20 protein-coding genes are annotated in these 21,217 nt (G+C 70.8%); 8 read left to right on the top strand and 12 right to left on the bottom strand.

Features of this window, described 5'->3' with window-relative positions; all coding sequences use genetic code 11:
* Positions 1–5 precede the first annotated feature (5 nt).
* Positions 6–359, top strand: a complete 354-nt coding sequence (locus tag ACGFY5_RS21240) for a hypothetical protein (protein WP_392722591.1) — start codon at positions 6–8, stop codon at positions 357–359.
* Here the strand turns inward: ACGFY5_RS21240 and ACGFY5_RS21235 are convergent.
* From ACGFY5_RS21235 to ACGFY5_RS21220, 4 genes are all read right to left on the bottom strand, one after another.
* Entirely contained in the window at positions 352–675 is a 324-nt protein-coding gene (locus ACGFY5_RS21235; protein WP_392722093.1) for a putative quinol monooxygenase, read from the bottom strand. The genes ACGFY5_RS21240 and ACGFY5_RS21235 overlap by 8 nt on opposite strands.
* An 8-nt stretch (positions 676–683) precedes the next feature.
* Positions 684–1,709: an NAD(P)-dependent alcohol dehydrogenase gene (locus ACGFY5_RS21230; protein WP_392722092.1), complete on the bottom strand. Its 1,026-nt coding sequence runs from the start codon at positions 1,707–1,709 to the stop codon at positions 684–686.
* Positions 1,706–2,365 (bottom strand): iron-sulfur cluster assembly protein, encoded by a 660-nt coding sequence (locus tag ACGFY5_RS21225; RefSeq protein ID WP_392722090.1) that lies wholly within the window; start codon positions 2,363–2,365, stop codon positions 1,706–1,708. The genes ACGFY5_RS21230 and ACGFY5_RS21225 overlap by 4 nt, the downstream gene beginning before the upstream one ends.
* Positions 2,366–2,463: 98 nt before the next feature.
* Entirely contained in the window at positions 2,464–3,513 is a 1,050-nt protein-coding gene (locus tag ACGFY5_RS21220) for an amidohydrolase family protein (RefSeq protein WP_392722089.1), read from the bottom strand.
* Between the two features lie 125 nt (positions 3,514–3,638).
* On the opposite strand from ACGFY5_RS21220, the gene ACGFY5_RS21215 reads away from it, so the two are divergent.
* Positions 3,639–5,069, top strand: a complete 1,431-nt coding sequence (locus ACGFY5_RS21215; RefSeq protein ID WP_392722088.1) for a helix-turn-helix domain-containing protein — start codon at positions 3,639–3,641, stop codon at positions 5,067–5,069.
* Here the strand turns inward: ACGFY5_RS21215 and ACGFY5_RS21210 are convergent.
* Complete coding sequence (locus ACGFY5_RS21210) at positions 5,048–6,337, bottom strand: MFS transporter (protein ID WP_392722086.1); 1,290 nt, start codon at positions 6,335–6,337, stop codon at positions 5,048–5,050. The two genes, ACGFY5_RS21215 and ACGFY5_RS21210, sit on opposite strands and share 22 nt — an antisense overlap.
* Here ACGFY5_RS21210 and ACGFY5_RS21205 point away from each other — a divergent pair.
* Complete coding sequence (locus ACGFY5_RS21205) at positions 6,324–6,944, top strand: L-threonylcarbamoyladenylate synthase (protein WP_392722085.1); 621 nt, start codon at positions 6,324–6,326, stop codon at positions 6,942–6,944. The genes ACGFY5_RS21210 and ACGFY5_RS21205 overlap by 14 nt on opposite strands.
* Before the next feature lie 39 nt (positions 6,945–6,983).
* On the opposite strand, the gene ACGFY5_RS21200 is transcribed toward ACGFY5_RS21205, so the two are convergent.
* Positions 6,984–7,412: a MarR family winged helix-turn-helix transcriptional regulator gene (locus ACGFY5_RS21200; protein WP_392722083.1), complete on the bottom strand. Its 429-nt coding sequence runs from the start codon at positions 7,410–7,412 to the stop codon at positions 6,984–6,986.
* Positions 7,413–7,481: 69 nt separating this feature from the next.
* Between ACGFY5_RS21200 and ACGFY5_RS21195 the strand changes: the two genes are divergently transcribed.
* On the top strand, positions 7,482–8,522 hold the full coding sequence (locus ACGFY5_RS21195; RefSeq protein WP_392722081.1) for an epoxide hydrolase family protein: 1,041 nt from the start codon (positions 7,482–7,484) through the stop codon (positions 8,520–8,522).
* Positions 8,523–8,556: 34 nt separating this feature from the next.
* Here the strand turns inward: ACGFY5_RS21195 and ACGFY5_RS21190 are convergent, their stop codons facing one another.
* The 3 genes from ACGFY5_RS21190 to ACGFY5_RS21180 are packed head-to-tail and all read right to left on the bottom strand — an operon-like array spanning position 8,557 to position 12,309.
* Positions 8,557–10,632 (bottom strand): protein kinase family protein, encoded by a 2,076-nt coding sequence (locus ACGFY5_RS21190; protein WP_392722080.1) that lies wholly within the window; start codon positions 10,630–10,632, stop codon positions 8,557–8,559.
* Between the two features lie 19 nt (positions 10,633–10,651).
* Positions 10,652–11,434, bottom strand: a complete 783-nt coding sequence (locus ACGFY5_RS21185) for a glucose 1-dehydrogenase (protein WP_392722572.1) — start codon at positions 11,432–11,434, stop codon at positions 10,652–10,654.
* Between the two features lie 2 nt (positions 11,435–11,436).
* Entirely contained in the window at positions 11,437–12,309 is an 873-nt protein-coding gene (locus ACGFY5_RS21180) for an SDR family NAD(P)-dependent oxidoreductase (RefSeq protein ID WP_392722078.1), read from the bottom strand.
* A gap of 103 nt (positions 12,310–12,412) precedes the next feature.
* Between ACGFY5_RS21180 and ACGFY5_RS21175 the strand changes: the two genes are divergently transcribed.
* The 3 genes from ACGFY5_RS21175 to ACGFY5_RS21165 are packed head-to-tail and all read left to right on the top strand — an operon-like array spanning position 12,413 to position 15,501.
* Positions 12,413–13,576, top strand: a complete 1,164-nt coding sequence (locus tag ACGFY5_RS21175) for an acyl-CoA dehydrogenase family protein (RefSeq protein WP_392722077.1) — start codon at positions 12,413–12,415, stop codon at positions 13,574–13,576.
* Between the two features lie 3 nt (positions 13,577–13,579).
* A complete protein-coding gene (locus ACGFY5_RS21170) occupies positions 13,580–14,629 on the top strand; it encodes an acyl-CoA dehydrogenase family protein (protein WP_392722075.1) in 1,050 nt (349 codons plus the stop codon).
* An 11-nt stretch (positions 14,630–14,640) separates the two neighbouring features.
* Entirely contained in the window at positions 14,641–15,501 is an 861-nt protein-coding gene (locus ACGFY5_RS21165) for a TIGR03619 family F420-dependent LLM class oxidoreductase (protein ID WP_392722073.1), read from the top strand.
* Between the two features lie 193 nt (positions 15,502–15,694).
* Here ACGFY5_RS21165 and ACGFY5_RS21160 read toward each other — a convergent pair whose 3' ends face one another.
* Both ACGFY5_RS21160 and ACGFY5_RS21155 read right to left on the bottom strand, forming a co-directional pair.
* Entirely contained in the window at positions 15,695–16,792 is a 1,098-nt protein-coding gene (locus tag ACGFY5_RS21160) for an NAD(P)H-dependent flavin oxidoreductase (protein WP_392722071.1), read from the bottom strand.
* Positions 16,793–16,805: 13 nt separating this feature from the next.
* Entirely contained in the window at positions 16,806–18,413 is a 1,608-nt protein-coding gene (locus ACGFY5_RS21155) for an acyl-CoA synthetase (RefSeq protein WP_392722070.1), read from the bottom strand.
* Between the two features lie 91 nt (positions 18,414–18,504).
* Here ACGFY5_RS21155 and ACGFY5_RS21150 point away from each other — a divergent pair, with 91 nt between their 5' ends.
* Positions 18,505–20,049: a long-chain-fatty-acid--CoA ligase gene (locus ACGFY5_RS21150; protein ID WP_392722069.1), complete on the top strand. Its 1,545-nt coding sequence runs from the start codon at positions 18,505–18,507 to the stop codon at positions 20,047–20,049.
* 114 nt (positions 20,050–20,163) lie between these two features.
* Here ACGFY5_RS21150 and ACGFY5_RS21145 read toward each other — a convergent pair whose 3' ends face one another.
* On the bottom strand, positions 20,164–21,213 hold the full coding sequence (locus tag ACGFY5_RS21145) for an LLM class F420-dependent oxidoreductase (protein WP_392722067.1): 1,050 nt from the start codon (positions 21,211–21,213) through the stop codon (positions 20,164–20,166).
* Positions 21,214–21,217 lie beyond the last annotated feature (4 nt).

Raw genomic sequence — 21,217 nt, 5'->3', positions numbered from 1 at the left:
CTTGCATGACCATCGGTTTGCCCGAGGTCGCGGTCGGCACCTCCGCGATTCCGATCTTCGGCAGGCACCCCTACCTGGCGGGTCCGAAGACGCTCGCGGAGGAGATCGTCCCGACGATCACCGCAGCGGCGCAGCGCGCCGGCCGCCCCGCGCCGCCCCGTCCTACCAGCGGGTCGTCGCCCGCGAAGGGGCTCAGCAAGGCCGCCGAACTGGCCGTACTCGGCGACGAGAAGACCGTCGAGGACGCCATCCGGCGCTACCACGACGCCGGGGCCACCGACGTGGTCGTCACGCAGACGCACTTCGGTGGCCCCGCCGATCAGCAGCGCACGTACGAACTCCTCGGGAGCCTCACCTGACCTCGAACTCGCCGAGTTCGCTCCAGTCGGTGCCGGGGACCGTGGTGTTCACGATCTTCGGCGTCGCCTGCAAGTACTGCGGCAGTTCCCGCTGCGCGGCCTTGAAGTGCTCCGCGGTCACGTGGGCGACGCCGGCGTCCTGATCCCGGAACGCCTCGTTGATCACGTACTCGCACGCGTTCTCGACGCTGCGCGACCAGTCGAACCAGAGGTTGCCCGGCTCGGCCCGGGTGGCCTCGGTGAACGCCTTGCTGATCTCCGGCCAGGAGTCGGCGTGCTCGGGCTTGATCAGAAACTTCGCGGTGATGAAGATCAAAGCTCCCCCTACGGGATCAGGATGGCGCGGCCGCGCACTCGCCCGTTGTCCAAGTCGTCGATCGCCGATTGGAAATCCTCGAGCGCGTACTTCGCGGTGTGCAGCGTGACCTTGCCCGCCGCGGCGAGCGCCATCAGCGCGACCAGGTCGTTGTACGAACCCACGAGGTTGCCCACGATGTTCACCTCGGTCGAGATGAGGTCGATCGTCGGCACGTTGATGTTCTCGCCGTAGCCGACCACGTGGTAGTCCCCGGCGCGCCGGGTCATCCGCAGGCCCTCGGACGTGGAGCCGCCCTCGCCGACGAAGTCGATGACCTGCTCGGCCCCGTTCCCCCCGGTCAGCTCCAGCACTTCCTCGACGTGATCGCCGCCTGCGACGACACCGTGCTGCGCGCCGAGCTCGAGCGCCAGCTTGAGCGCGTCCGGATTGCGGTCCACGACGATGATCTCGGCCGGTGACAGCGCGGCCATCACCTGGATGCCGATGTGACCGAGGCCGCCGGCGCCGATCAGGACGACGCGGTCACCCGCCCGCAGGCGGCGCGACGACTTCGCCACGGCGTGGTACGCGGTCAGACCGGCGTCCGCCAGCGCGGCGACATCCGACGGCTCCAGCCGGTCGTCGATCTTGACGACGCTGCGCGCGGACGTCTTGAGGTACTCCGCGTATCCGCCGTCGGTGTCGATACCGGGGAACGCGTTGTTCTCGCAGTGGACGTCGTCGCCGTCCCGGCACGCGCGGCAGAGTCCGCACGTCACCAGCGGGTGCAGGATCACCTTGTCGCCCTCGGCGACGTTGGTGACCGCACTCCCGATGGCTTCGACCCAGCCCGCGTTCTCGTGCCCGATCGTGTACGGCAGCGCGACCTGCGACTTCTCGGCCCACTGGCCTTCGAGGATGTGCAGGTCGGTGCGGCACACACCGGCGCCACCGATCTTCACGACGACGTCGTGCGGGCCGGTGACCTCCGGCTTCGGCACCTCGTCGATCCGCAGCGGCTGGTGGTAACCGACGACACGGACGGCCTTCATCGGGGTGTCTCCTCTGGGTAGCGGGTAGCCAGCAGGCCCCGGCAGAAGTGGGCGTTTCCGTCGATGGAGATGCGGACCGAGCGGGCGCGCCGGAGCATGAATTCGGCCTTCTCCGGCGCGGGCCGAGTGCCGTCCGCTTCGACGAGCACGGGCGCCCCGTCGTCGAGTGGGAGGCCGATCGTCGCGCGGCGCCGGCGCAAGGCCTCCGTCGTGCTGTCGTCCGGGAGGTCGCCGAGCGTCAGCGCGTGGACGTCGGTGGCGGGGGCCGCTCGCAGCAGTGCGGTGACGGCTCGTTCCATCGCCGCGGTGTGGGCCTTGCGCTGGAACGTCACGCGCAGTTCGTCCAGCGAGTCCTCGGCTTCGTGCCGGAACGTGCCGCGGTACCCGGCCGATGCGGCCAGGCCCGCGTTGATCAGGTCCGAGTCGTGGTGATCGTCGAGTTCGACGACCACCCGCTCGACGCCGGGGACCGCCGAGACCGCCTCGTACGCGTCCGACGCCATGAGCCACGCGAAGTTCGGCGCGCAGAACGACGTCGGCAGGCGCAGGTGTATTTCGACGGCGGAGCCGTCCACCGCGACCGACCGCACGAACCCCAACTCCGTGATCGCCTCGTCCAGTTCCGGATCGACAACCGTCCCCAGCGCCCGAATCACCGCCGCATCGCTCAGATCGGCTGCGCCCGTGCGCGCCGGGCTCCGACCGGCCGCGGCCGCTCCTGGCGGCCTTCGCAGGGCCGCCTCCGGCGCGGCCGTCATGAGGCCGTGCCGGCCAGGTCGGCAGCGGCCGGCTCGCGCGGGCCCGTCTCCGGCTCGTCGGCCTCGGGCAGGCGCAGCTCCGTGGGCACGTCGAGGTCGTAGAGGCGGGCGGCGTTGAGGCCCAGGACCTTCTTCTTCTGCGCGGTCGTCAGCGGCGCGTACTCGCTCATGTCCTGCGGGATCTGGAAGTCCACGAACGCTTCGACCAGCCACTTCGGCGTCCAGAGCGCGTAGTCGCTGGAGAACAGGATCCGGTCCTCGCCGATCCAGTACAGCAACTCGCCGATGATCTGCGCGAAGTACCGCGGCCGCGTGTGGATGAACGGCATCGCGACCGCGAGGCCCGCGTACACGTTCGGCTCCTGCGTGGCGATCCAGCAGAAGTCCTCTAAACGAGGCAGCCCGCAGTGCTCCACGATGAAGTTCAGGTCCGTGAAGTCCGTGGCCACGTGGTCGATGTCCGCGACGTCGAACGCGTCCCGGTCCAACGGCCGGATCGTGGGCCCCTTGTGCACGTGGATGTTCTTGATGCCCAGCTCCTGGGCCGCCTCGAGGTACTTGTACGCCCACGGGTCGGTGAGCTTGTAGCCCCGGGACTCACCCTGCCACTCGGCGGTGTACAGCTTCACGCCCTTGAGCCCGAACCGGGCGGCGTCCTCACGCAGTTGCTCGAGCCCGGTCTCGCCGAAGCGCGGGTCGAAGCAGTGGTTGTAGGTCAGCTTGTCCGGGTGCTGCTGGGTCAGTGCCCACGCCTCTTCGGTCTGCCCGAACCCGTTGTTGTAGAACTCGCCGAGCAACGCGGGCTGGAAGATCGCGTGGTCGGCGTAGCCCAGCTCGAAGATGTCCCGCATCAGCCGCTCGCCGCCCTGGTACAGGTACTCCTCGTACGGCCAGGTCTCGGACTCGGGGCTGAGGTTGCGGTGGTAGTCGTAGAAGCAGTCGATGAACTGCTTGCCGTGGATGTTGCGCAGGTTCTCCGGGCGTGCGTCCCAGAGCGCGATGTGCGCATCGACGACGTAGTAGTTCTCAGCATCTTTGCTGTACATGCTGGGCCTCCGAGGGGTGGGATGCCTTCAGGGGGACGCTAAGCAGAGCCTCCTACCCCTTCAAGAGCGGCGCTGTCTCACTCTGAGACGTAGGCTGGATCCCCACCCTCTCCGGGGAGGTGACCGTGGACGACGCTCTGGCCGGCCGCTCCGCACCGGGCCGATTACGTGCCTCCTGGCGCCGCAGCGAGCGCTACGGTGTCTCCCCCGACGTCGTCAGTCCGGTGTTCGCCGAGTCGATCGACACCGATTCGCTGCTCTACGACTGCGCCGGTGAGGTGCTGAGCGGTCTGCAGTCGACGATCGCCAACGAGCCGGTCGGGCTGATGGTCGCCGACCGGAACGGGCTCGTACTCGCGCGGCTCTGCAACGATCCGGAGATCCGCCGCTCGCTCGACCGCGTCTACCTGGCCCCCGGCTTCTCCTATGCCGAGCGCGACGCCGGCACGAACGGGCTCGGCCTCTCCCTCGCCGATCGCGCCCCCACGCTCGTGCGCGCCGCCGAGCACTACACCACCGAACTGCGCAAATACACGTGCGCCGCGGTGCCGGTCGTCGATCCGGTCTCCGGCGACCTGGCCGGAAGCATCAACCTGACGACGTGGTCGGAGTCGTCGTCGGAGCTGTTGCTGGCGCTCGCACAGGCGGCGGCCGGCGCGACCAGCGCGCTGATGCTGGTGCGCGCGACCGGCCGTGGTGCGGTGCGCCCGGCGCCGCGCGGCGAGGTCTTTTCCCTGGCCGGCGGGGCTTCCGACAGTGATCCGTGCACCTCCCCCGGCTGGCGCACCGCTTCTGCCGACGCGGTGAGCGCGCTCGCCGCCGGTCGGGTCACCGCTGTCATCGGCGAGCCGGGCGCCGGTAAGGCCGTCCTGGCGGCACGGGCCCGGCGGGCGCTCTCACCGCCGGCGCGGATCCTGCACGCGCGGGCGCCCGAGGCCGACCACGTCCCGGCCTGGCTGGAGCTGTGGACGCCGGAGCTGCACAAGCCCGATACCTTCGTGATCGTCTCCGGCGTGCACACGCTGCCCGCGTGGGCCGCCGGTGAGCTCGCCCGGCTGTTCGCGGACGTCGTGCCGCCGGGTCCGGTGCCGCCGCCGTTCGCCCTCACCGCGCCGGAGTTCAGGCTGCTGCCGGACGAGATCTCGGTGCTGGTCGACGCGCTGGTCGAGGTACCACCGCTCCGGCGGCGCCCGGACGACGTGCTGCCGCTCGCGAGGCACGTCGCCCGCTCGGCGCGGCGCCGCGAGGTGACGTTCACGGCCCGGGCCGAGGCGGCGCTCACGGCGTACCACTGGCCGGGCAACGCGGCCCAGCTACGCCGGATCGTCCGCGACGCGGTCTCGCGCGCAACCGTCATGGACCTGCACCACCTCGCGCCCGAGGTGCTCGATCGGGGAGCCCGTCCGCTGACCCGGCTGGAGAAGCTCGAGCGGGACGAGATCGTGCGCTGCCTCGTCGAGCCGAACCAGACGATGACCCGGGCGGCCGAGCAACTCGGCATCGGCCGCGCCACCCTCTACCGCAAGATCGCGCACTACCGAATCGCCCTTCCGTAACCCTCGCGAGGGCTGGTCCGGAGCGCGTAGTAGCCGGCAGCGACAGTGCAGACGCAGAGCGCGGCGGCGCTCAGCCCGAGTGCCCAGTGGATCCCGACCACCGCACCGAACAGCCCCACGGTGACGCCGCTGCCGAACCGCAGCCCCATCGACGCCGTGCCGTAGACGCCCAGCACGCGGCCACGGTCGGGCGCCGGTGCCAGCAGCTGGACGACGGTCTGCCCGATCGACATCGCGGCGAGGTTCGCGACCCCGCCGAGCACGAGCATGCCGAGCGCCAGCGGATAGTTCGTCGTCACCGCGAAGATCAGCGTCGTGACGCCGTAGATCAACGTGCTGACCACCGCCGCTCTGACGTTCGGTTTCACCCAGCCGGTGGCCTCCAGCACGATGCCGCCGACCACACCTCCGACGCCGTTCGCGAACAGCAGCACGCCGTACGCGGTGCCCTCGCTGCCCGCGCCGAGGTCGTTGGCGAAGATCGGCATCGCCGACTGCAGCGAGGCGCCGATGAACAGCGACCCGATGCCGCCGAGGACGATCATGCTGATCAGCGTGGGATTGGTCCTGATGTCTTTCAGGACGCGGATCGAGTCCACGAGCCCCACCCGTTTGGCGGTGAAGCCTTCCCTCGTGTGCCCGGTGAACTTCGTCCGGAACAGGAAGAACGTCAACGGCAGGTAGAACAGCACGTTGACGAAGATCCCGGCGGTCGAGCCGATGCCGAGCAACAGCGCCGACCCGACGACCGGGCCGAACAGGACGCCGAGGCTGCGGAACGTCGCGTTCAGCCGCACCGCGCTCGGCAGTTCGTCGTCGCCGACGAAGTCGTGCAGCATGAGCTGCTCGCCGGGCCCCCAGAGCGCACCGGCCAGCCCGTGCAGGACCAGTAGCAGGCAGGCGTTCCAGATCTGGAGCGTGTCGGTGAGGAACAGCACGCCCCAGGCCACCGACACGAGCATGAACAGGGCCTGCGCGGCCTGGATCACGCGGCGGCAGTCGAACCGGTCGGCCAACCCGCCGAAGTACACCGAGAACAGCAGGAACGGCAGCCAGTGGCTGATCACCTCGAACCCCGCGAGCGCCGGGGAGTGGAACTTCTCCCACAGCACCCAGTAGGTCAGGACGTGTTCGATGTTGTCGGCCATCATCGCCAGCGCCGCACCGAAGAGGTAGGGCCGACAATCCCGGTTCCTCAGCGCGGCGAACCGGGCAGGAGCTTCTGTCACGTCTGCCAAGGCTAAGCTTCGCGGAATGGCACGGTTCATCGACGTCCACCCGATCAATCCTCAGCCGCGGGCGATCAACCAGATCGTGACGCTGATCCGCGGCGGCGGACTGATCGCGTACCCGACGGACTCCTGCTACGCGCTCGGCTGCCAGATCGGCAACCGCGAGGGGCTGGACCGGATCAAGGCGATCCGCAAGCTCGACGACCGGCACCACTTCACGCTCGTCTGCAGCGACTTCGCGCAGCTGGGCCAGTTCGTGCAGATCAGCAACGCGGTGTTCCGGTCGGTGAAGGCCTCGACGCCGGGACCGTACACGTTCATCCTGCCGGCTACCCGCGAGGTGCCGAAGCGCCTGCTGCACGCCAAGAAGAAGACGGTCGGCGTGCGGATTCCCGAGCACGTCGTCACCCAGGCGATCCTCGCCGAGCTGGGCGAACCGCTTCTGTCGACGACGCTGACGCTGCCGGGCGACGACGAGCCGCTCACCCAGGCGTGGGAGATCCAGGACCGGCTCGATCACCAGATCGACGCGGTGGTGGACGCCGGGGAGTGCGGCACGGAGCTGACCACCGTCGTCGACCTCTCCGGCGACGAGCCGGAGATCCTGCGTCACGGCGCCGGGGACACGTCCCGCTTCGAGTGAGGCGTGAACGCTGTGGTGGGCTATGGGCCACCACAGTGTTCAGCCCTCGAGGATTCGCCGGAGCAGGGTCACGAACTGCTCGCGTTCCTTCGCGGTGAGCGGTGCCAGGATCTCGTCCTGGGCGGCGGTTACCCGCACGTCCAGGACGGCTAGTCGCTCGCGCCCGGTCACGGTGATCGTGACGACGTTGCGGCGCTTGTCGGCGGGGTCGGGGCTGCGCGCCACATAGCCGTCGGCCTCGAGCTCGTTGAGCGCCGCCACGACGTCGCTCACGTGGATCCCGCTGCGCCGGCCGAGCTCGGCCTGGCTCGACGGGCCGGCCTCGGCGAGCGTACCGAGCAGCCGGTAGTGGTAACCGCGCGCACCTTCCGCGGCGAACCCGTCGGCCACCAGCCGTCCCGCGTGCAGCGACGTCTGCGACAGCAACCAGCTCGGGAGCGCCGGTAGCCGGGAGAACGCGGGTTCCATGCCCGAACGTTAGTTGACCTAACGGTCTTGCCTCAAATACCGTTAGCGCTCCAAACGTTAGGAGCACTAATGAAATCGTTCCGCATCGCGGTCCCGGACGCCGACCTCGAGGACCTGGCCGCCCGCCTCGACGCCACCCGCTGGCCGACCGCGCTCCCCGACGAGCACGGTTACCCGCTCGCCGACCTGCAGGCACTGGCCACCTACTGGCGCACCACCTACGACTGGCGCGCGGCCGAAGCCGAACTCAACACGTACCCGCAGTTCACGATCGACCTCGACGGCACCACCGTCCACTTCCTCCACGTTCGCTCGGCGCGGGCGGACGCCTTACCGCTCGTGCTGACCCACGGCTGGCCGGGCTCCATCGTCGAATTCCTGGACCTCGTCCCCTTGCTCTCCGACTTCCACCTCGTCGTCCCGTCGATCCCGGGGTTCGGTTTCTCCCAGTCGACGCGAGGCTGGGACGTCCCCCGCGTCGCCGCAGCATGGCTCGAACTGATGGACCGGCTGGGTTACGAGCGCTTCGGCGCGCACGGCGGTGACTGGGGCTCGGCGATCTCGCGGGTCCTCGGCGCGCTGGCGCCCGACCGGGTGGTCGGCGTCCACCTCAACTACCTGCCGACGCCGCCCGCGGACGGTAACTTCTCGCCGGACGACCAGGCGCGCCTCGAGCAGGCCAGACAGTACCTGGCGAACCAGCCCGGGGTGCGCGTACTCAACGCGCAGACTCCCCAGACCGTGGCCTACGCGCTCACCGACTCCCCCGTCGGGCAGCTCGCGTGGATCGCCGAGCGGTTCGCCGAGTGGGGCACACCGATCCCCACGGATCGGCTCCTCACGAACGTGATGCTCTACTGGCTCACGCGCACGGCCGGGACGTCGGCGCGGCTGCACCGCGAGACCGCTGCCGGACCGCTCCCGTGCCCGGTGCCGATCGGCGTCGCCGTGTTCCCGCACGACATCACCCGGCCGGTGCGCGCGCTGGCCGAGCGCGTCTACGACATCCGGCACTGGAGCGAGTTCGACAACGGCGGCCACTTCGCGGCCCTGGAGGCTCCCGACGTGTTGGCCACCGACATCCGCACGTTCTTCTCAGTGCTGCACTGACCACGCCCGGACGTCGCCGACGTTCATCGTGATGTCAGAACATCGCGTGGACGCGGATCGTGCCGTCGTCAAAAGCGACGGCGACGCGGGTGGCGTCGGAGTTGAGCGTGGCGCTCGTGGCGCCGTTGCCCAGGATCAGGGGTTCGCCCACGGTGGCGCCGGTAGTGGGTTCCCAGCGGGTGATCGTGGTGCCCACCGCGGTGACGAGCTGGTCTCCGCGGTCGTTGAACGCGATGGCGCTGTTGCTCGACAGGATGCCGACGGACAGGTCGGGGCCCACCGGGTGGCCGGTGCCGACGTCCCAGGCGCGGACCGTGTTCTTCCCGGACGCGGCGGCCAGGTGGGTTCCGTCCACGCTGAACGCGACCGGGCTGTTGCCGGTCGCGCCGGTGAGCCGGGTGCGCAGCGCCCCGGTTTCGACGTCCCACAGTTGGACGCCGCCGGGGCCCGCGGATGCCAGGAGCTTGCCGTCCGGGCTGAAGGCCAGACCCCGCGCGGTGACCTGGACTCCCGGCGCCATCGCCACGAAGGTTCCGTTCCGGGAAATGCGTATTCCGGTTGCGTCGGCGACCGCGAGGTAGCCGCCCTGGCCGGTTTCCGCTAGCGCTGTCGGGTTCGGGCCCAGGCCCGGGAGCGCGGCGCCGACCTGTTTGCCGGTGTCGGCGGACCAGACCCGTACCGTTCCGTCGGTTCCGGTGGTGACCACGCTGCCGTCGGTGTCGTCGAAACGCACGTCGCCGAACGTGCCGGGGGCGCGGATCGGGCCGACCGCGTCCGCCTTGCCGGGCGCCCAGACCTGGTTCGGCGTCCAGACGTAGAGCGAGCCGGTCGCATCGACGAACGCGACGCGGTCCGTGGACGGCGCGTACGCCAGCCGGGTCGGGGTGCCCGGCGCGCCGTGGTGAACAGCGAGCGCACCCGCTTCCTCCGGCATGGCCAGCGCCACCGCCGGTGCCGGGGCCTGGCTCGGCGCACCCAGAACGACGACGCCCGTGCCTACCGCACCGAGGCCCAGCGCCACCACGGCCGCCACCGCCACCCACGCCCGCCGCGCACCCACCGCGCCGCGCGCAGGCCCCGACACCACAACGGCCCCACTAGGCCCCGCCATCACAGCCACCCCGCCGGACCCCGCCGCCCCGGCCGCAGCCGGCAGCCCCGCCGCTCCGGCGGCAGCAAGCTTTCCCGCCGCTCCGGCGGCAGCAGGCTTTCCCGCCGCTCCGGCGGCGTGCGGCCCCGCCGACGTGGCCACAGCGGGCGGTGCCGCCGATCCGCCGCTTCGGGCGGGGACCCCGAGCCAGCCGAACCCCGGCAGGCGGGGCTGGGCGCGGGCAGCCTCGGCCCCCGTCGCCGCGGCGACCCGCAACGGCACGGCCGAGCGCCACGGCCAGTCCGGGCCGAGGTCCCGGGCCGCCGCGGCGGCGAGTTCGGCCACGCACTCTCCCGCCGAGGGCCGCTCGAGCGGGTCGTCGTCGAGCATTCGCAACAGCAGCGCCGCGACGTGCGGCATGGGCTGCGCGTCGGCCGGAAGCAGGTCGTGGAGCACGACCGCGAGCGAGTAGATGTCCCCGGGCGCGTCCGGCGCGGCACCGAGCACCCGCTCCGGAGCCACGTACCGCGCGGTCGGCTCGTGTGCGACCGGCGCGACCGGCGACCCGTGCGCACCCGCATCGAGCACGGCGAACCCGAAGTCGCCCACCTTCAGCGCGCGTTCAGCGTCAAGAAGAAGGTTTGTCGGTTTGATACCGCCGTGCACCACACCCACGCGGTGCGCAGCCTCCAACGCCGACGCGGCGGCGAGGCCCCACGCACACACGGTCTCGGGTGCGGAGTTCCCGCGGTCGGTCAGCGAGCCACCGGACACGAACTCGCTCACCACCAGCCCCAGACCGTCCCGAGCGGCGCTCGCCACGACCCGCACGACGTGCGGATGGTCGGGCGCAGCCAGAAACGCACCAGACTCGGGAGCGGTCAACACCTTCACCGCACACACCACACCAGACTTTCGGTGGCGCGCAGCCAGAACCACCCCATGTGGACCCGAACCGATCGGCTCCCCGAACTCGTAGTCCGGTAACGCCGCCGCGATCAGCCCCCGATCGACGATCACCGACGCAGGATATCCCGGCCTAGCGAAGAATGTTGGCGAGCGCGTGGGACGCGGTCGCGCCCCCGTCGACGACGAACTCGCTCCCGGTGCAGTACGAGCTCTCGTCCGAGGCCAGGAACAGCACCATGTTCGCGATGTCGTCCGCGCTGGCCACTCGCTTGAGCGCCACCCGCTTCCCGATCGGCGCGACGTCCACCGGCATCCCACCGAGCGCGTTGGACACCATCGGGGTGTCGACGGCACCGGGGTGCACCGAGTTCACCCGGATGCCGTACTCCCCCAGCTCCATCGCGGCGACCTTTGTCATGCCGCGGATCGCGAACTTGCTGGACGCGTAGGCCACCAAGAGCGGCATCCCGCCCAGTCCCTCGATCGACGAGACGTTGACGATCGACCCACCGCGGTCACGCATCAGCGGCACCGCGGTGCGCATGCCGAGGAACGTGCCGAACTGGTTGACCCGGATCACGCGCTCGTAGTCGGCGAGCGTGGTGTCGGCCAGTGCGGAGAAGTGCAGCATGCCGGCGTTGTTGACGAGCACGTCGAGGCGGCCGAACCGCTCCCGCAGCACCCCGGCCGCGGTGGCCCACGCGTTCTCGTCGCTGACGTCCAACGGCACGAACGTGGCCGCGTCACCGAGTTCGGCGGCCAGCTTCGCGCCGTCTTCCTCGAGGACGTCGGTGAGGAGCACCTGCGCACCCTCGGCCACGAACCGCCGGGCCGCCGCGGCGCCCTGCCCCCGCGCTGCGCCGGTGATCAACGCGACCAAACCATCCAGTCGACCTAGCCCGTCCAGCCGCATGGTCACGCCCTCCGCTCGAGTAGAGAAATCTCCCGACCGGTGAACACCTGGTCAGGGGTGTGGTCAGCGAAATGGGAGCCGAGGGCCTTGGCCAGCTCCGCGGACTCCCACGTGTCACCGGCCGCATCGAACCGGGCCGCGACCGTCGGCGGCGCCAGTACCGCGACGAGACCGCCGTGCACGAAGAACACCTGGCCGTTGATCTGCTCCGCGGCCGGCGACGCCAGATACGTGACGAGCGGCGTGACGTGCTCGACGCCGAGCGGGTCGGGGCCGTCGTCCGGTGCCGGCCCGTACACGGGTGACGTCATCGCCGTGCGCGCCCGCGGACAGATCGCGTTCGCCCGGACCCCGTAGCGCGACAATCCCCGCGCGGCCGCCACGGTCAGCGCCGTGATGCCACCCTTTGCCGCCGCGTAGTTCGGCTGCGCCACCGCACCCAGGAACCACGCCTCCGACGTGGTGTTGATCAGCCGCCCGTACACCGGTTGGCCCGTCTTCTTCGACAGATCGCGCCAGTACGCCCCCGCGTTCCGGCACAGCAGGAAATGCCCCCGCAGGTGCACCCGGACGACGAGATCCCATTCCTCGTCCGACATCGAGAACAACATCCGGTCACGCACGACGCCGGCGTTGTTGACGACGACGTCGAGCCGCCCGAACCGCCGTACCGCCGTATCGACCAGCTCACGAGCCACTTCGGAATCGCTGACGTCGCCCTGCACACCCACCGCCCCCGGGGGCAGCTCAGCCACGTCGTTCACCACGACGGACGCCCCGGCCTCCTCGAGCGCCAGCGCCTCCGCCCGGCCCAGCCCGGACCCCGCCCCGGTCACGATCGCCACCCGCCCGGACAAAGAAACGGATAAAGACATAGAACCCGTTCTCCGATGCTCGGAAGTCAGCCACGCCGATCACTCGCCAACAATCTAGAACACGTTCTACGCTACTGGAAACCGTTCGACCGAGGAGGGGCGGATGGAGCTGCGCTACACGCGGGAGCAACAGGCCTTGGCAGCCGAGTTGCGCGCCTACTTCGAAGGGTTGATGACGCCGGAGCGGCGTGAGGCCCTCGAGACCGGCGACGACGACTACGGCGAGGGCAACGCGTACCGCGAGGTCGTCCGGCAGCTCGGAAAGGACGGCTGGCTGGTGCTCGGCTGGCCCACCGAGTACGGCGGCCAGGGCCGCTCGCAGCTCGACCAGCTGATCTTCTTGGACGAAGCCGCGATCGCGGGGGTCCCGATCCCGTTCCTCACGCTGAACACGGTCGGGCCGACGATCATGCGGCACGGCACCGAGGAGCAGAAACGCGACTACCTGCCCCGCATCGCCGGCGGTGAACTGCACTTCGCGATCGGCTACTCCGAGCCCGGCGCGGGCACCGACCTGGCGTCGCTGCGTACGAAGGCGGTCCGCGACGGCGACGAGTACGTCGTCAACGGCCAGAAGATGTGGACGAGTCTCGTCGGCTACGCCGACTACGTCTGGCTGGCCTGCCGCACCGATCCGGAGGCCGTGCGCCACCGCGGTCTCTCGGTGCTGGTCGTACCGACCGACACGAACGGCTTCTCGTGGACGCCGGTCCACACGATGGCCGGGGTCACCACCAGCGCGACGTACTACGAGAACGTCCGAGTGCCGGTCGACGCCCGCATCGGCGGCGAGAACGAGGGCTGGGCGCTGATCACCAACCAGCTCAACCACGAACGCGTCGCGCTGACCTCGGCCGCGCCCTTACGCAAAGCGCTGGCTGACGTCCGGGAGTGGGCTGCCCACACCCCGGGGCGCAACGGCAAGCGACTGCTCGACGCCGAGTGGGTGCAGGTCCACCTCGCGCGGGTGCACGCCCACACCGAAGTACTCCGCCTGATGAACCTGCGCACGGCCTGGGAACCCGACCTCACCCCGGCGGCGGCCTCGGCCACGAAGGTGTACGGCACCGAGCTCGCCACCGAGGCGTACCGCCTGCTCATGGAGGTGCTCGGCCCGTCCGCCACGCTTCGCGCGGGGGCGCTGAGGGGCCGGATCGAGCGCGCTCACCGCGGCGCGCTCATCCTCACGTTCGGCGGCGGTACGAACGAGATCCAGCGGGACATCATCGCAGCCGCGGGTCTCCGGCTGCCGGTCGGACGGCGGTAGACGATGGACTTCTCCCTCACCGAAACCCAGGTCGAGCTCGCGGGCCTCACCCGCCGCATCGTCTCCGACCAGGTCACCGCGGAACGGCTCGTCGCCGCCGAAGAAGCGGGCTCCCGCTTCGATCGGGCCCTGTGGGACGTGCTCGCCGAGACCGGCATCCTCGGCGCCGACGACCTGCTCGACCAGTGCTCCGTCCTGATCGAACTCGGGCGCGGCCTCGCGCCGGTGCCCTACCTCTCCACGATCGCGGTCGCCGCTCCGGCGTTGGCCCGCTTCGGCTCCGCCGAGCTCCGTCTGCGGTGGCTGGCGCCCGCCGTCGCCGGACAGGTCGTCCTCGCGTCCGCTCTTGCTCATCCCGACGTCAGGCCGCCCGCCGCCGCAGGTAAGGCCGGTGGCGGCTGGGCGCTGACGGGTGAAGTGAGCGCGGTCGCGGCTGCCCCGATCGCGGACGCCCTGCTGGTCGAGACCGTGGCCGGGGTGTTCGTGGTGACCCCGGACGACCCGGGCGTGACGATCGAGCGCCAGGCCTCCACCGACTTCGACGACGCCGGCCGGCTCCGCCTCGACAACGTCGAACTCCCCGACGACCGTCGGCTGGACGGAGACGACATAGCGGGCTGGCTCCGCGCCCGCGCGGCCGTGGCCCGCGCGGCCCACCAACTCGGCGTCCTGCAGGCGGCGCTGGACCTCACCGCCGAACACGCCCGCACCCGGGTGCAGTTCGGCAAACCGGTCGGCGCGTTCCAGGCAGTGAGCCAGCGGGTCGCGAACGCGTACGTCGACGTCCAGGCGCTCGAGCTGACGCTCTGGGCCGCGGCGTGCGCGTTCACCGACGGCGGCGACGTGGCGACGGCGGTGGCGACGGCCGAGTTCTGGACCGCGGAGGCCGGGCACCGGGTCGCGCACACGCTCGTGCACATCCACGGTGGCACCGGCATCGACGTCTCGCACCCGGCGCACCGGTACTTCCTGGCCGCCAAGCGCGCCGAGTTCGAGGGCGGTGGTGCCACCGCGGCGCTCCTGGATCTGGGGGCGGTCATCGCCACGGAGTAACCTGCTGCCCCATGCGACTGGGGCTGTTCGGTATCAACACCGACCTCTGCGCGCTGGACCCGCGGGCCGCGATCGACGTCGCCGTCGCGGCCGAAGAGGCCGGCTGGGAGAGCGTCTGGACGGGTGAGCACTACGCGCTGCCCGACCCGCCGGTGCCCGCGTCGCCCGCCCGGCCCGACACGCCGTTCCTCGACCCGTTCGTCGCACTGGGCCACCTCGCCGGTGCCACCAGCACGCTGCTGCTGGGCACCGGCGTCACGGTGGTGCCCGTGCACCAGCCGGTGATCCTCGCCAAGCAGGTGGTGAGCGTGGATCGGCTGTCCGGTGGGCGGTTCCTGTTCGGCGTCGGGGTGGGGTATCTGGAGCCGGAGTTCCGGGCGCTCGGGGTCTCGCTCGCCGACCGGGGGGTGCGGACCGACGACTACTTGGACGCGCTCCAGGCGCTGTGGACGTCGTCGTCCGTGCACGTCGTGGGGCCGCGGGTGTCGATCAGCGGGGTCACCGCGGAGCCGCGGCCGGTGCGCCCCGGGGGGCCGCCGTTGCACGTCGGCGGGGTGGCGCCGGGGGCGTTACGCCGGACCGTGCTGCGGGCGCACGGCTGGTACGGCTGGGCGGTGACGCCGGAGGAGACCGCGGCGATCGTCACCCAGCTGGCGGAGCTCGCCGACAACCTGGACCGGCCGGCGGCGCTCGGCACGCTGGAGATCTCCGCGACGCCCCCGCCGCGGACACCCCTGGACGCCACCCTCGTCTCCGCCTACGCCGAAGCCGGCGTGGACCGCCTCATCATCTCCCCTCCCGGCCGCGTCCGCCGCGACCGTGAAGCGCTGCTGCGCTTCGTGAGAGACACCCCGGCAGCGCTGCTGCGCTGAGCGCGCCGCCGCAGCGCCGCCGCGGCGCCGGCGGCAGTCGCGGCGCCGGCGGCAGTCGCAGCGCCGGCGGCAGTCGCAGCGCCGGCGGCAGTCGCAGCGCCGGCGGCAGTCGCAGCGCCGGCGGCAGTCGCAGCGCCGGCGGCAGTCGCGGCGCCGGTCTGCGCGGCCGCGCAGACCGGCCGCGCCGGGCGCGCTATGTGGCGAGACGCGCGCGCGTCTCTTCCGCTTCCTTGACGATGTCGGCGATGACGTCGGCGACCGCGCGGAGGGTGTCGAACCGGCCGATGATCTGCCCGGCCGGCATCGCCACGACCTCCGGGTCGTCGGCGGCGGAGATGCGCCGGTGCGCCTCACCGACCAGCAGGTTCTGCAGCGGCATCGGCAACGGATCCGGCGCACCGGGCGCCGCCCACGCTTCGGTCCACTTGCTCTTCACGAGCCGCGCCATCTTCCCCGAGTAGATCCGCGCCCGCACCGTGTCCGACGACGACGCCTTGAGCAACGCTTGGCTCACCGCTGTCTGCCCCGGCAACCCTTCCGCGTACTCGGACGTCAACAGCCACGTGGACCCCATCCACACCCCGGAAGCCCCGAGCGCCAACGCGGCGGTCACCTGCCGCCCGGACCCGATCCCCCCGGCCGCGAGCACCGGCACCTGCTCCCCGACCGCGTCGACGATCTCCGGCACCAGCACCATCGTGCCGACCTCACCGGTGTGCCCACCGGCCTCCGACCCCTGCGCCACCACGATGTCGACGCCGTCGGCGACCTGGCGACGGGCGTGGTCGACCCGGCCGGCGAGCGCCGCGACGAGGATGCCGCGGTCGTGGGCCTGGCCGATCACGTCGGCGGGCGGGGACCCCAGCGCGTTGGCGATCAACGCCGGGCGGTGCTCCAACGCGATCTCGACGTGGGCTCGCGCCACCGAATGCAGCCAGCCGAGGACCCCTTGATCGTTCTCCTCCGCCGGCAGCGGCGGAACACCCAACTCCTGCAGCGTCTTCTCGACGAAATCCCGGTGCGCCGGCGGCACCAGCGCGTTCAGGTCACCGAACGAGCCCTCGGTGGGCGCTTTCATCGGCATCACGACGTCGACGCCGTACGGCCGCCCGTCGGTGTTGGCGTCCATCCAGTCCAACGCGGCCGCCAGGTCCGCCGGGTCGTTGTAGCGGACGGCGCCCAGCACTCCGAGCCCACCGGCCCGGCTGACTGCCGCCGCCACGTGCTCCGACGGCGTGAACCCGAAGATCGGGTGTTCGATGCCGAGACGGTCGCAAAGTTCGGTACGCAAGCTGCATGTCTCCTTAGTGGCGCGCCAGTTCCTGCGACGGCGGGTTCTGTTCGGTGTGACGCCGGGCGCCGGTGTAGTCGGCCTTGCCGGTCGCGAGCCGCGGCATCTGGTCGACCCACCAGTAGGAGCGCGGCATCTTGTAACCGGAGATCTCCGCGCGGCCGGTGGCGTCCAGCTCCGCGACGTCCGGCTCGTGGCCCTCGCGCCACTGGACGATCGCTCCGACGCGCCAGCCGAGCCGCTCGTCCGGGACTCCGACGACCAGCGCGTCGTAGACCCCGGGGTGCGCCTTGAGCACGCCCTCGACCTCTTCCGGGAAGACCTTCTCCCCGCCGGTGTTGATGCACGTGTTGCCCCGCCCGAGCAGCAGGAACGTGCCGTCGGCCTCGGGGATCGCGAAGTCGCCGGGCACCGTGTAGCGCTTGCCCTCGACCTCGACGAACAGCGCGGCGGTCTTCTCCGGGTCCTTGTAGTAGCCCTGCGGCAGGTAGCCGCCGCGGGCGAGCCGCCCCACCTGCCCGGAGCCGGGCTCGATCGGCTTGTTGTACTCGTCGATGACGATCGTCTCCCGGCTGGAGTTCACCCGGGGACCGCGCGGCTCGATGTTGTCCTTGCTGATCGCGCCGATGCCGCTGAAGCCGGTCTCCGACGAGCCGACCGCCTCGGTGAGGAAGCTGTTCGGGAACGTCTCCAGGTACTCCCGTTTCACCGACGGGGACATGAGCGCAGCGGTGCTCGAAATCGCGATCAGCGAGGACGCGTCGTACGCGCCGCCGTCCGGCGGCCCTTCGCGGTACGCCTCAAGCAGTGGCCTGGCCATCGCGTCACCGACGATCGCGATCACGTTGACCCGCTCGTCGGTGATCGCCCGCCACACCTCGTGGGCGTCGAAGCGTGGCATCAGCACGATCGTGCTGCCGGTGAACAGGCCGCCGAAGAGCGTCCACTGGGCGGCGCCGTGGATCAGCGGTGCGGCGACCAGGCGCACCAGCCCGGAGTCGACGCCGCTGCGGGCCTGCACCCACTCGTCCTGGAGCGGCTCGCCGGTCATGAAGTCGACGCCTCCGCCGAGCACGCGCCAGATGTCCTGCTGGCGCCACATCACGCCTTTGGGACGCCCGGTCGTGCCACCGGTGTAGATGATGAACAGGTCGTGCGGGTCACGCTCGGGGAAGTCGCGCTCCGGCGACTCGGCGGCGAGCGCGTCCTCGTACTCGGTGCCCGAATCGCCGAACTCGAGCACGTGCTTCAGATCGGGACAGTCGTTCCGGACGGCGGCCACGTCGGCGGCCAGCCCGCGCTGCGAAACGACCGCCACGGCGTCGGAGTCACGGAGAACGTATCGTAACTCGTTCTCGGTGCTCCGGAAGTTGACGTTGATGGTCGCGGCGCGCAGTTTGCACACCGCGAACATCGTCTCCGCGGCCTCCATCGCGTTGGCGGAGTGGAGGGCCACGTGGTCACCCGGCTTGACACCGTGTCGGGCCAGGTGGTGGGCCAATTGGTTGGCCCGTGCTTCGAACTGGGCGTAGGTCGCGCGGCGGCCCCCGAAGACCAGGGCGTCGCGGTCGGGCATGAGATCGACGGCGTGTTCTACGAGGTCTGCCACGGTGAGGACCATGGAGTCAAATTAGAACACGTTATTGTTCGACACAATGGCGAATCAGTTACCGTGAGGGCGCTCCGATCTCGGCGACAGCGAGGTGGCCGGCATGACCGAGCCCATACAAGCGGCACAGTTCCGCGTAGCTGATCTCACCCGACGACATGCCGCGGAACGCGGCGACAGCCCGGCGCTGACCCAGGGCGATCGCACCCTCACCTACTCCGAACTGGAAGAACGCGCTCGACGCATCGCGAACGCGTTACGCGCCGACGGCGTCGGCGAAGGTGACCGCGTCGCGGTGCTCGACAAGAACTCGATCGAGACGATCGAGATCCTCGTCGGCGCCTGGAAGATCGGCGCCGTCCTCATCCCGCTCAACTGGCGCCTCACGGCCGCGGAGCTCGCTCCGGTCGCGGAGGACGCCGACGCGGTGATCCTGTTCGCCGGGCCCGAGTTCGCCGACACCGCGGAGCGCGTCGCGGTCGAGGTCGGCTCGATCGTCAAGACCGTGCAACTGGGCGCCGACTACGAGAAGTGGCTGGGCGCCGCCTCCGCCGACGACACCGACTTCCGCGGCGATCTGGATACCGTCGCGTTCCAGCTCTACACGTCCGGCACCACCGGGCGCCCGAAAGGCGTCCTGACGACGAACCGGACGCTGAGCGTCGGCGAAGAGGGCGCGGCCCGGTCCTGGGGCATCGACGGGGACTCGGTCACGCTGGTCGCGATGCCGATGTTCCACATCGGTGGGCTCGGCTTCGGGTTGGTGGGGCTCGTGTTCGGCTCCCACGGCGTGATCATCCGCGAACTCGTGCCGCAGGAGTTGCTCGACCTGATCGTCGAGCAGCGGGTGACGAACACGTTCCTCGTGCCGTCGGTGATCGGCATGCTGGTCGCGCTGCCGGGTGCGGCCGAACGCGACTACTCGGCGCTGCGGTCGATCGCCTACGGCGCCTCGCCGATCACTCCGGCGCTCCTCCGCAAAGCACTGGCGACGTTCGGGCGTCCGCTGTTCCAGCTGTACGGGCTCACCGAGACGCAGGGTGCGATCGTGCAGCTCGACGCCGACGACCACGATCCGGGCGGGCCCCGGGAGCACCTGCTGCGGGCGGCTGGGAAGCCGTACCCGTGGGTCTCGCTCCGCATCGTGGATCCGGTGGACGGTTCGGATGTGCCGGCCGGGACGCCGGGCGAGATTCTCGTCAAGAGCGTGGTGAACACGCCCGGGTACCACAACCAGCCCGAGACGACCGCGGCGCTGCTCGACGCGGACGGCTGGCTGCACACCGGTGACATCGGCAGTCTGGACGCCGAGGGTTACCTGACGATCTCCGATCGTCTGAAGGACATGATCATCACCGGTGGTGAGAACGTGTTCCCCGCCGAGGTGGAGGCCGTTCTTGCCGATCATCCCGACGTTCTGGGCGTGGCCGTCGTGGGTCGGCCCGATCCGCGGTGGGGCGAGGCGGTGGTCGCGGTCGTCGTCCCCGCGCCGGGCACCACCCCGGACGCGGCCGCCCTGATCGCGTTCGCCCGCGAACGCCTGGCCGGCTACAAGTTGCCGAAGTACGTCGACTACGTCGAAGCCCTCCCCCTGGGTCCGACGGGCAAGGTGTTGAAGCGCGAGTTGCGCCGCTCGTACGACGCCTGACAGCGCGCCCGACGGGTTTCCGGGGTCTCGACAGGTTGTCGGGCCTACGTCGGCCGGTCGTAGGCCCGCGAACTCGTCGTGACCCCGAGAAATCGTCGCCCGCCGCCGCTGCGGCTAGCTCAGGGCGTCGGCTGGGAGAAGGGCACCCAGTGCGCGGACCTCGGCCACCGAGCGGCAGCCGGTGAGAAGCATCGTGACGCCCGCCGCCTCGCGGCGGGCGATCTCACGACGGACGTGGTCCGCGTCGCCGACGATCGAGATCTCGTCGACCATCTCGTCGGGCACCGCCGCGACCGCCTCGGCCCGTTTGCCGGCCGCGAACAGCGACGTGATGTCGTCGACGGCTTCCTGGAAGCCGGCGCGGATGAACAGGTCGGCGTGGAAGTTCATGCCGGGCGCCCCCATCCCACCGATGTAGTGCGCAAGCGCGGGCTTCTGCGCGTCCAGACCCGGCCGCCGGTCGTCGGTCACGACGATCTGGCAGTTCGCGACGACCTCGAACTCGTCGCGGGTACGCCGGGCCCCGGGCCGGGCCAGACCCTCACCGAGCCACTCCTCGTACACCCCGCCGAGCCGCGGCGAGTAGAACACCGCGATCCACCCGTCGGCGATCTCGCCGGTCAGCGCGACGTTCTTCGGCCCCTCCGACCCGAGCAGGATCGGCACGTCGGCCCGGAGCGGGTGGGTGATCGGCTTGAGCGGCTTGCCGAGCCCGAGCGCACCGGGCCCGCTGTACGGCAGCGGGTAGTGCGGCCCGTCGCTCGTGACGGGAGCCTCGCGGGCGAGCACGTCCCGCACGATGCGGACGTACTCCCGCGTGCGGGCCAGCGGCTTCGCGAACGGCTGCCCGTACCAGCCTTCGACGACCTGCGGCCCGGACACCCCGAGCCCGAGCGAGAACCGTCCCCTGGACAGGTGGTCGAGCGTGAGCGCGTGCATCGCACAGGCGGCCGGCGTCCGCGCCGAGATCTGCACGACCGCCGTCCCCAGCGTCACCCGCGAGGTGGAAGCCCCCCACCAAGCCAACGGCGTGAACGCATCCGACCCCCACGCCTCCGCCGTGTAGACCGCGTCGAACCCAGCTTCCTCCGCCGCACCGACCAGCGCAGGAGCGTCAACCGGCGGCGCAGCCCCCCAGTACCCCAGCTGCAACCCGAGCCGCATCACA

Source organism: Cryptosporangium sp. NPDC048952 (assembly GCF_043197895.1).
In the GTDB taxonomy this organism is placed as follows: domain Bacteria; phylum Actinomycetota; class Actinomycetes; order Mycobacteriales; family Cryptosporangiaceae; genus Cryptosporangium.
This window is presented reverse-complemented; position numbering and strand designations above follow the sequence as displayed.